At 66.5% G+C, this 9757-nt stretch carries 7 protein-coding genes; 5 read left to right on the forward strand and 2 right to left on the reverse strand.

What is annotated here, in order from left to right:
• Positions 1-230 precede the first annotated feature (230 nt).
• Both LJE63_12860 and LJE63_12865 read left to right on the forward strand, forming a co-directional pair.
• Positions 231-1298 (forward strand): AI-2E family transporter, encoded by a 1068-nt coding sequence (locus LJE63_12860; protein MCG6907497.1) that lies wholly within the window; start codon positions 231-233, stop codon positions 1296-1298.
• Positions 1288-4857, forward strand: coding sequence for an AsmA-like C-terminal region-containing protein (locus tag LJE63_12865; GenBank protein MCG6907498.1), 3570 nt, complete (start codon positions 1288-1290; stop codon positions 4855-4857). Before LJE63_12860 ends, LJE63_12865 begins: the two co-directional genes overlap by 11 nt.
• Before the next feature lie 182 nt (positions 4858-5039).
• On the opposite strand, the gene LJE63_12870 is transcribed toward LJE63_12865, so the two are convergent.
• Positions 5040-5789: a hypothetical protein gene (locus LJE63_12870; protein MCG6907499.1), complete on the reverse strand. Its 750-nt coding sequence runs from the start codon at positions 5787-5789 to the stop codon at positions 5040-5042.
• Between the two features lie 43 nt (positions 5790-5832).
• Positions 5833-6267: a hypothetical protein gene (locus LJE63_12875; GenBank protein MCG6907500.1), complete on the reverse strand. Its 435-nt coding sequence runs from the start codon at positions 6265-6267 to the stop codon at positions 5833-5835.
• Between the two features lie 193 nt (positions 6268-6460).
• Between LJE63_12875 and ispG the strand changes: the two genes are divergently transcribed.
• The 3 genes from ispG to LJE63_12890 form a co-directional block, all read left to right on the forward strand.
• Positions 6461-7558 (forward strand): flavodoxin-dependent (E)-4-hydroxy-3-methylbut-2-enyl-diphosphate synthase, encoded by a 1098-nt coding sequence (ispG, locus tag LJE63_12880; GenBank protein ID MCG6907501.1) that lies wholly within the window; start codon positions 6461-6463, stop codon positions 7556-7558.
• Between the two features lie 13 nt (positions 7559-7571).
• Entirely contained in the window at positions 7572-9095 is a 1524-nt protein-coding gene (gene proS, locus LJE63_12885) for a proline--tRNA ligase (protein ID MCG6907502.1), read from the forward strand.
• An 86-nt stretch (positions 9096-9181) separates the two neighbouring features.
• Positions 9182-9757 (forward strand): HD domain-containing protein (locus LJE63_12890; GenBank protein ID MCG6907503.1); only part of this gene is annotated, 576 nt, incomplete at its 3' end.

The following is a 9757-nucleotide window of genomic DNA, read 5'->3' on the forward strand; positions in this document are numbered from 1 at the left end:
GCTGCATCTCGAAGTCGCTGCGGCGTACAGAAGTACGCCTCACGCCGCTGAGATTTGCGCGCCGTAACTTGAACTTTTTACGAAACCCTCTGGTTTTTGAGTTTTTACCGGTTCGTCAATTTTATTACCCGCCCCGGCCCCGGTCCACGCCTGCGCCCCGGCGCCGCCGCCGGCCGGCCGTTTAAACCGCATCCCTTACCTCTCCGTCGGAGGGCCGGAATTTCAACCCGATGCTGCGACTGATCCGTGATTGGCTGAACCGCTATTTTTCAGACCCCCAGTCCCTCATCCTGGGGCTGCTGCTGCTGGCGGGGTTTCTGATCGTCATGTTTCTGGGGGAGATGCTGACCCCGGTTTTCGTGGGTCTGGTGATCGCCTACCTGCTGGACGGCATGGCCATCGCCCTGCAGCGCATCAAAGTGCCGCGGCTGGTGAGTGTGCTGCTGGTTTTTTTGCTTTTTCTGGCCATTTTGTTCATTCTGGTGGTGGGGCTGCTGCCGCTGCTCTCGCGCCAGATCGGGCAGCTGCTCCAGGAACTGCCCGCGATCGTCGCCAACGGCAGGGACCTGCTGATGCGCCTGCCCGAACGCTACCCCGAGTTCATCACCCAAACCCAGATCCGTCAGGTGCTGGACTTCATCGGCGGTGAGCTCTACGTCATGATCCAGCGCCTGCTGACCCTCTCGGTGGCCTCGGTCCGCGGCCTGATTTCGATCCTGATCTACACCATCATGGTGCCGGTGATGGTCTTTTTCTTTCTCATCGACAAGGCCAAGCTGCTCGACTGGGTCAGCCAGTTTCTGCCCGACCACCGGGGGCTGGCCGTGGAGGTCTGGGGGGTGGTGGACCAGCAGATCACCAACTACGTGCGCGGCAAGATCTGGGAAATCGTGATCGTCTGGGGGGTGACCTACGCGACGTTTTACTTCATGGGGCTGCGGTTTGCCATGCTGCTGTCGCTTTTTACCGGTCTCAGCGTTCTGATCCCCTATATCGGCGCCATCTTCATGACCCTGCCGGTGGCGGTGATCGCCTTTTACCAGTGGGGCTGGGGCGCCGATTTTGCCTACGCTCTGCTGGCCTACCTCATCATCCAGATCCTGGACGGCAACCTGCTGGTCCCGCTGCTGCTGGCCGGGGTGGTCAACCTGCACCCGGTCGCCGTCATCAGCGCGATCCTGGTTTTTGGCGGGTTCTGGGGATTTTGGGGACTTTTTTTCGCCATTCCGCTGGCCACTCTGGTGCATGCCGTGATCAAGGCCTGGTTTGCCCAGCACCGCAGGGTGCATGCGCAGTAGCCGGGTGAAGCGCTTTGGGCTTGCCCTGGCTGTCGTGGGCGCTGTGTTGCTGGCCCTGGCCCTGTGGCTGGGCCCGCGCTTGTGGGATCAGCAGTGGATGAAAAGCCGGGTGGCCGCCCAGCTCTCGGCGCGTGTCGGCGGTGAAGTCGCCTTCGACCGGCTGGCGGTGACCTTTTTGCCGCGCTTGCGCGTCCAGTTTAGCGGCTGCCGGATCTCCGTCCCGGGGGTCGGACGCGGCGACCTGCCCCAGGCGACCTTTTACCCGCGGCTGGCGCCGCTTTTGATGGGCAAGCTGAAGCCGGCCGCGATCTCCCTCCTGGCCCCGGAGGTCGCCCTGCAGATGCCGGCGGCCATCCCCCGGGGGCAGATGTCGGGCGCCGCGCCGCCCTTCGATCTGACCATCGTGGGGGGGCGATTGGAAGTGAGCCGGGGCTCCCAGCGGCTGCTGCAGCTGGCCGATCTTGACTTGCAGGTGAGCGGCTCCCAGGGCCGCCCCCGTTTCGAATTGCAGTGCCGCTCCAGCCTCTGGCAGCGCCTCGTCGCCGCCGGCCAAACCCCCAGCGGCGAGAAGGTCCTGCGCGGCCAGGCCGAGGTCACCGGCTTTGCGCCCGCCGCACTGCTGGAGACCTTCGCGCCCGCGACCGCCGCCCACCTGCAGCTCGCCCCGATCGATTTGACCGCCGCCTTTACGGCCGCCGCCGGCTCCGGCCTGCAGGCCCGGCTGCAGAGCCCCCGGCTGGGGGCCACCGTAACGGGCACCAGCGGGCAGTTCGCTCTGGCGGGCGAGAATTTGGCCCTCTCGATTGCCCTGAACGCTGCGGGGTGCGAGATCGAACTCGAACCCCTGCGGGTGACGGCGCCGGCGGCGGTTCTTTCCGGCCGCCTGGAGCTTGCGCCCCAGGCGCCCCGGCTGGTGCTGGCGCTGAGCGGGCGGGAGGTGGACCTTAGCGCCGTGCGGCAGGCGCTTAAGGATCTGCTGGGCGATCACCCGGTGGTGCGCCGGGTGCTTGCCATCGTGCGCGGGGGCCGCCTGCCCGAAGCGCAGTGGGACGCCTCGGGGAATACCTGGCGGGAGCTTTTCGGGTGGGAGAATTTCCGCGCTCGGACCCGGCTTGCCGACGGGCGCGTTTTTGTGCCCAAGCCGGGGCTGGATCTGAACGACGTGGCCGGTGAGGTGGTAATTGCCCAGGGGCGGCTGACCGGCAGCGGGCTGCAGGCCCAGTTGGGGAACTCCGCGGGGCGCGACGGTGCGCTGCACCTGGGGTTGACCGGAGCGGCCGAGGCCCCCTTTGGGCTGGACCTGCAGGTGGCGGCCGATCTTTCCCAGCTGCCGCCGGTCCTTAAGCGCATCGGCGGTCCCCCGGCCTACCTGGCCGAGCTGGCCAAGCTCGATGCGGTCAGCGGGCGGGGGCTGGGGCGTCTGAAGCTCGAAAAAAAGTCGACGGGCATGGCGGTCGTCGTGGCGGTGGAGGAATTCGATCTCGAAGCCGATTACCAGCGGCTGCCGGCCCGGGTGAGCCTGGCCGGGGGCAGCTTTTTCCTGGATTCAAGTGAGATCCGGGTGGCCGGGCTGGGCGGTCAAATGGGCGGGACGACCTTTAAGGGGCTCTCGGCACGGCTGGGCCGGCGGCCGCCCTACGCCCTGGAGATCACCTCCCTGGCGGCCAGCGTCGCCCTCTCTGAACTCTTCCCTTGGCTGCTGGGCTTTCCCGCCCTGCAAGAGCCCCTGGCGCGGTTGGCACCGCTCTCCGGGGGAGTCGAACTGGCGGCCGCAACCCTTTCCGGGCCGCTGTTCGCGCCGGCGCGCTGGCGTTTCCAGGCCACCGGCCACCTGGCGGCGGTTGCGGCCGGGGCGGGGCTGCTGGGGGCGCCGCTGGGGGTCGCCGCGGCGCGCTTCCAGGCCCAAAACGGCGGGCTGCAGTTTGACGATGCCGCCCTGTCCTGGGAGGACGCCCGGCTGACGGCCGCCGGCAGCCTGGTGGGGTTTCCCGGGCCTGTTCGGGAGCTCGACCTGACCGTGGGCGGCGTGCTGCAGGCCGTTTCGGCCGCCCGGCTGCTGGAGCGGCTGGGGACGCCGGCGGGGCTGGGCGTGCGCACCCCGCTGAAGATCGCCGACGGCCAATTGAAGTGGCGCGCCACCGGTGCAGTTGGCTTCAGCGGCAATCTGAGCGTGGCCGGCGGCCCCGGCGTGGACCTGGAAATCCGCCAGGATGAAGAAAAGCAGCGCTTTCAGCAGGTCAGCATCCGGGATGGGGAGAAGCTGGCCACCCTGAGCCTGGATCTTTCCCAGGGGGTTGCTGGGATCGCCTTTGACGGGTACCTGGAGCGGGCCACGCTGGAGAGACTGATCATCAGCGACCAGCTGCCCAGCGGGTGGCTGCGCGGCTCGTTCAGCGCCCGGATTCCCCTCGCCGCGCCCGTGGAAGCCAGCATCAGCGGCCGCCTGGCGGGCGAGAATATCGTCTTGCCGGGCCCCTTGACGGGTCCGCTGATCATCCACGCCATTGCCCTGGAAGGCCAAGGCCAGCGGTTGCGGGTCGGCGCCGCGGACCTGGCCTGGAAGGGGCAGCGGTTTCAGCTCCAGGGAAACCTCAGCCGGCGTGAAGGGCGGCTGGTGGCAGACATGGAGGCCACGGCCGACCGGATCGATGGGGACCAGCTGCTGCCGCCGGCCGCGAGCAGCCCCCCGGCCGGGGGGGAGGCCAGACCATGGCCGAAGCTGGCGGGGCGGCTGGGGGTCCGGGTGGGGATCCTGACCCTGGGCGGCCGCACGTGGCGGCCGGTGGGCGCCGAGGTGAGCTTTGACGACCAGCGGATGGAGGTGGCGCTCCAGGACGCGGCCCTTTGCGGGATTCAAACCGGCGGATATGTCACCCTGACCCCCCGCGACGTGCGCCTGGATTTGAAGACGGCGGCGCAAGACGGTGCCCTGCGCGAGGCCCTGGATTGCCTTTGGGGCCGCCAGGATCTGATGGACGGCCGCTTCGATTTGCAGGCCAGCATCTTCGGCGCCGGCCCGGCCGTCGATCTGCGCAGGCAATTGCGGGGGCCGCTTCGCCTGCAGGCCCGCGCCGGAAGAATCTACCGCTTCAACCTGCTCACCAAGATTTTTTCCCTGCTGAACATCACCGAGATCTACCGCGGCGAGCTTCCCGATCTGGTCGGTCAGGGGTTTGCCTACAGCGCAATCGATCTTGCCGCCCGGTTCGAGGAGGGTCGGCTGGTGATCGAAGAGGCGGTCCTGGATGCCCCCAGCATGAAAATCGTCTGTGGGGGAAGCGTGGATCTGATCGCCCAGCAGATGGATCTCACCTTTCTGGTGGCGCCGCTAAAGACCGTCGACCGCCTTCTGGGGTGGGTGCCCATGGTCAGCCATGTTCTGGGGGGGACCCTGGTCTCCTTTCCCGTCCGGGCGACAGGCGACCTGCGCGACCCCACCATCGTGCCGCTTTCCCCTTCGGCGGTGGGCGCCGGGCTGCTGGGTATTCTCAAAAACATCCTCACGCTGCCGGTAACCCTGATCGATCTCTTGACCCCCGGGGACGAGGTCGAGGAGTGAGCCCGGCCCCAAGCCGGCAGCTTCAGGGCTGAGAAAGCGGTAAAAAGTCCAAAATTTTGGATGGTGGTGTAGAAAGTCCAAGTTACGGCGCGCAAATCTCAGCGGCGTGAGGCGTACTTAACGTACGCCGCAGCGACTTCGAGATGCAGCGCAACGCAGAAATTGGACTTTGTACGCCGCCATCAGGGTTGGGCGGCGGCGTCCAGCGGCAGCGTGATCACCCGCGTGGCGCCGGTTTCCACCTGCACCAGTTCCAGCCAGAGTTTGCGGGCCGAGGGTGCTTCGCCGGGGAAAAAGAGAAACCCGTGGGCCAGGCTGTTGGGGCCGATCTGTCTGTTTTCAAGGCTTTTTTCGCGGAGGTCCTGGCTGATCCGGCGGCGCGCGTCATCGGAGCTGTAGCCTTTGATGCCGCCCAGGGTGCCTCCGGCGGCCGCGCCCACGGCGGCACCCTTGCCGGCACTTTCCAGCACGTTCTGACCGGTGACGATGCCCACCGCCGAGCCGATCAGGGCGCCGGCCGCGGCCCCGAAAAATCCGGCCTTGGCCCCTTCGGAGAAAACCTCCTTGGTCTTGGAGAACCCGCTGACGCGTTCGTAGGCGACCTGGCGCGCCAACAGCGGCCAGAGGTTGCCTTCGTCGTCCTCGAGGTAACTCTGGGCGGCATTGATTTCCAGCCCCTGGCGGCCCTCGTTGTGGAACACAACCTGGACCGGCAGGAGCCCGCTGCCGCGGATATCGAAGCCGAACGCCTCACGGGCTTCCTGGGGGTCGTTGAAGGCTTTGGCGCCCAGCGTGGTCTCCATCACCGTCACGGCGTTGGGATAGGCCGCGGGCGGCCTGAAGGAAACTGGTTTGGCCTGGTAGGTTCGGCCGCAGGCCGCCAAGGCCATGGCAGCGCCCAGCAGGACCAGGGTAGACAGAATGCGTTTCATGGGCTGCTCCTCGCGGGGGCGGATGGGCCGCCCCGTTTTCCTGCTAAAAAGCTCCCAGCTGGCAGGGTTTGATTTTGATTCCCAAGGCTTCACAGGCCCCGCTGACGGCCATTTTGCGGAGGTTGAAGCGCTCGGCCAGCGCCCACGTGGCACGGCAGGGCAGCCGTCCCTTTTCAAGCGCGGCCTGGATGGCCGCCGCCAGCTCGGGCGTCTCCGGCGGCCGGGGCGTTACGATGCGCTTCTGCGGGCTGTAGCCGAAAAGCCCCAGCTGGCATTTCACCAGCCGGACCCCCATCAGGTCCAGGGTTTGGCCGACGGCTGCGGGGGCGACCCCCAGGCCCGCGGCGATCTGGAATGCCACGGCGCAGGGCAGCTCGCCGGTGGGCGCATGCCGCCCAACCGCTTCCTGAATCAGTGGGTCCGGCGCTGCGTTGGGGGGGTGTTTGGGGCCGAATTTGGAAGGGGGCGCGGCTGTCATCGGTGGTTTCCTTTCGCTGGGGGGATGGCCGTTTTATAGGACAATTTGGGTCCGGGCACAATTGCAAAGCGTTAGGCGCCTGCCACTTGATCAATCTCAAGGTCTCTGTTAGAAAAAACCAGTCGGGCGCCGTGCCCGATGAACCGTGCCACAGACCGCCGCGGCGGTCGCTGCATGAGGGGCAGCCAAGGCCATGACCATTGTTGCAGAACGCCGCCCGACGCGCCAGATCCGGGTCGGTAGCCTCGCCGTCGGCGGCACGGCCCCGGTGGCGGTGCAGTCCATGACCAACACCCGCACCCAGGACGTGGCCGCAACCGTCGCCCAGATCCGGCGGCTGGAGGCCGCCGGCTGCGAGATCGTGCGGGTGGCGGTGCCTGATGCTGAGGCGGCCACAGCCATCCGCGCCATCCGCCGTGCCATCGCGATCCCCTTGATCGCCGATATCCACTTCGATTACCGCCTGGCGCTCGCCGCCCTGGCGGCCGGTGCCGACGGGCTGCGCATCAACCCCGGCAATATCGGCGGGGGGCGCAAGGTCCGGGCCGTGGTGGCGGCCGCCCGGGACCACGGGGCGCCCATCCGCATCGGGGTCAACGCCGGGTCGTTGGAAAAGGAGCTGCTGCAGGCCCACGGCGGCCCCACCGCCGAGGCCATGGTGGCCAGCGCCCTGCGTCACATCGCCCTGCTGCGCGCCTGCGACTTCCACGAGATCAAGGTTTCGCTGAAAGCCTCGGATGTGGCGCGCACCGTTTCGGCCTACCGCCTGCTGGCGCAAGAGACCGACCTGCCGCTGCACGTCGGCGTTACCGAGGCCGGCGGGCTTTTCCCGGGGATCGTCAAGTCCGCCATCGGGATCGGAATGCTGCTGGCCGAGGGGATCGGGGATACCCTGCGGGTATCCCTGACTCGCGACCCGGTGGAAGAGGTCCGGGTGGGTTATGAAATTCTCAAGGCCCTGGGGATCCGTCGGCACGGGCCGGAAATCATCTCCTGCCCCACCTGCGGCCGCTGCGCCATCAACCTGTTTGAAATTGCCGAGGAGGTCGAAAAAGCCCTGCTGACCCACCCGGTACCGCTGAAGATCGCCATCATGGGCTGCGCCGTCAATGGCCCGGGGGAGGCCCGCGAGGCCGATATCGGGATCGCCGGCGGTGACGGCCGGGGCATTCTCTTCAAGAAGGGCCGGGTGGTCAAAACCTTTCCCCAGGAGCAGCTGGTGGAAATGCTCTTGAAAGCGGTCGACGAAACTCTCCAACCCAAAGCCGGGCCCGACCCCGGTGACCCGTGAAGAAAGGAAGCGCATGTCAAAACAGGTCAAGACGGCCATAACGCCCACGCGTGCCGAAGACTACCCCGAATGGTACCAGCAGGTGATCAAGGCCTCGGATCTGGCCGAACGCTCCCCGGTGAGAGGCTGCATGGTGATCAAGCCCTGGGGCTATGCTCTGTGGGAGAACATCGTGCGCGAAATGGACGACATGTTCAAGGCCACCGGGGTCCGCAACGCCTATTTCCCCCTGTTCATCCCCTTGAGCTTTCTTGAAAAGGAGGCCCAGCACGTGGAGGGCTTTGCCAAGGAATGCGCCGTGGTGACCCACCACAAGCTCGAGCAGGGGCCCGCGGGCGGTCTGGTGCCGGCCGGGGAGCTGCCCGAACCGCTGATCGTGCGGCCGACCTCGGAGACGATCATCGGGGATTCCTTTTCCCGCTGGATCAAGAGCCACCGGGACCTGCCGATGCTGCTCAACCAGTGGTGCAACGTGGTGCGCTGGGAGATGCGCACCCGCATTTTTTTACGCACCAGCGAATTTCTCTGGCAGGAGGGCCACACGGCCCACGCCAGCGCCGAGGAGGCGGTCGAACGCACCCGGATGATGCTGGAGGTATACGCCCGCATGGCCGAGGACTATCTGGCGATGCCGGTGGTCAGCGGCCGCAAGACCGCCGCGGAGCGTTTTCCGGGTGCGGTGGACACCCTCTGCATCGAGGCCATGATGCAGGATCGCAAGGCCCTGCAGGCCGGGACCTCGCATTTCCTGGGGCAGAATTTCGCCCGCGCCTCGGAGATCAAGTTTCACACCGCCGAGGAAAGCGAAGAGTACGCCTGGACCACTTCCTGGGGCTCCTCCACGCGTCTGATCGGGGGGCTGATCATGACCCACAGCGATGACGACGGCCTGGTCATGCCGCCCCGGGTGGCCTCCGCGCATGTGGCGCTGCTGCCCATCTGGCGCACACCCGAGGAGCGCGCCGCAGTCATGGCCTACACGGCTGAGCTGGCCGCCCGCTTGCGGGCGGTACGCTACGGCAGCCGCAGCGTTCAGGTGGAAATCGACGATCGGGATACCGGCGGCGCCCGGGGCTGGGACTGGATCAAGCGCGGCATCCCGCTGCGGGTTGAAATCGGGCCGCGCGACATTGCCGCCGACGCCGTTTTCTTCGGCCGCCGCGACCTGCCGGCGCGGGAAAAACGGGCCATGCCGCGCGGTCAGTTTGTGGCCGAAATCGGGGCCATCCTGGATGAAATCCAAAGCGCGCTCTTCCATCGGGCCCTGTCGCTGAAAAACGAAAACACCATTTTGATAGACCGCGAGCTGGAATTTTACCGTTTTTTCACGCCCCGCAATGCCGAAAAACCTGAAATCCACGGGGGCTTCGCCCTGTCCCACTGGTGCGGCTCGGAGGCCTGCGAAAACCGGGTCAAGGAGGACCTCAAGGTCACGATCCGGTGTATTCCCTTTGAGGAGGACCCGACCGGCCCCGGGGCCTGCATCTGCTGCGGCAAGCCCAGCCCCCAGCGGGTGGTTTTTGCCAAAGCCTACTGACGACCACCCCGCCCGATCCTCCGGCTGTCGCCCCCATGCGCGGCCGCCGCCGCAGGAACGGGGGCCGCGGCCGGGAAGACCACGCCATGATTCGGATCAATGATGTACTTGACAGGGTAGCCGATTACAGTCCGGATACGGATCTGGACATCATTGACCGGGCCTACATCTTCTCAGCCAGGGTGCACGAAGGCCAGATGCGCCTGTCCGGCGAGCCCTACCTCTCCCACCCCCTGGAGGTCGCCGGCATCCTGGCCGAGATGAAGCTCGACCCCGTCAGCATCGCCGCCGGCCTCTTGCACGACGTGGTCGAGGACACCCACGCGACCCTGGAAGAGATCGAGTCGATGTTCGGGCCCGAGGTGCACCATATCGTCTCGGGGGTCACCAAAATCAGCGCTCTGCCGCTGGCCAGCTCCCAGGCGCGCCAGGCCGAGAACATCCGCAAGATGATCCTCGCCATGGCCGACGATATCCGGGTGATTCTGATCAAGCTGGCCGACCGCCTGCACAACATGCGCACCCTGAAGTACCACCACTCCGAGAAGAAACAGACCAAAATCGCCCAGGAGACCATGGACATCTACGCGCCCCTGGCCGGCCGGCTCGGGATCTACTGGATCAAGAAGGAGCTGGAGGACATCGCCTTCATGTACCTTCAA

This window comes from Desulfobacteraceae bacterium (assembly GCA_022340425.1).
Taxonomy (GTDB): domain Bacteria; phylum Desulfobacterota; class Desulfobacteria; order Desulfobacterales; family JAABRJ01; genus JAABRJ01.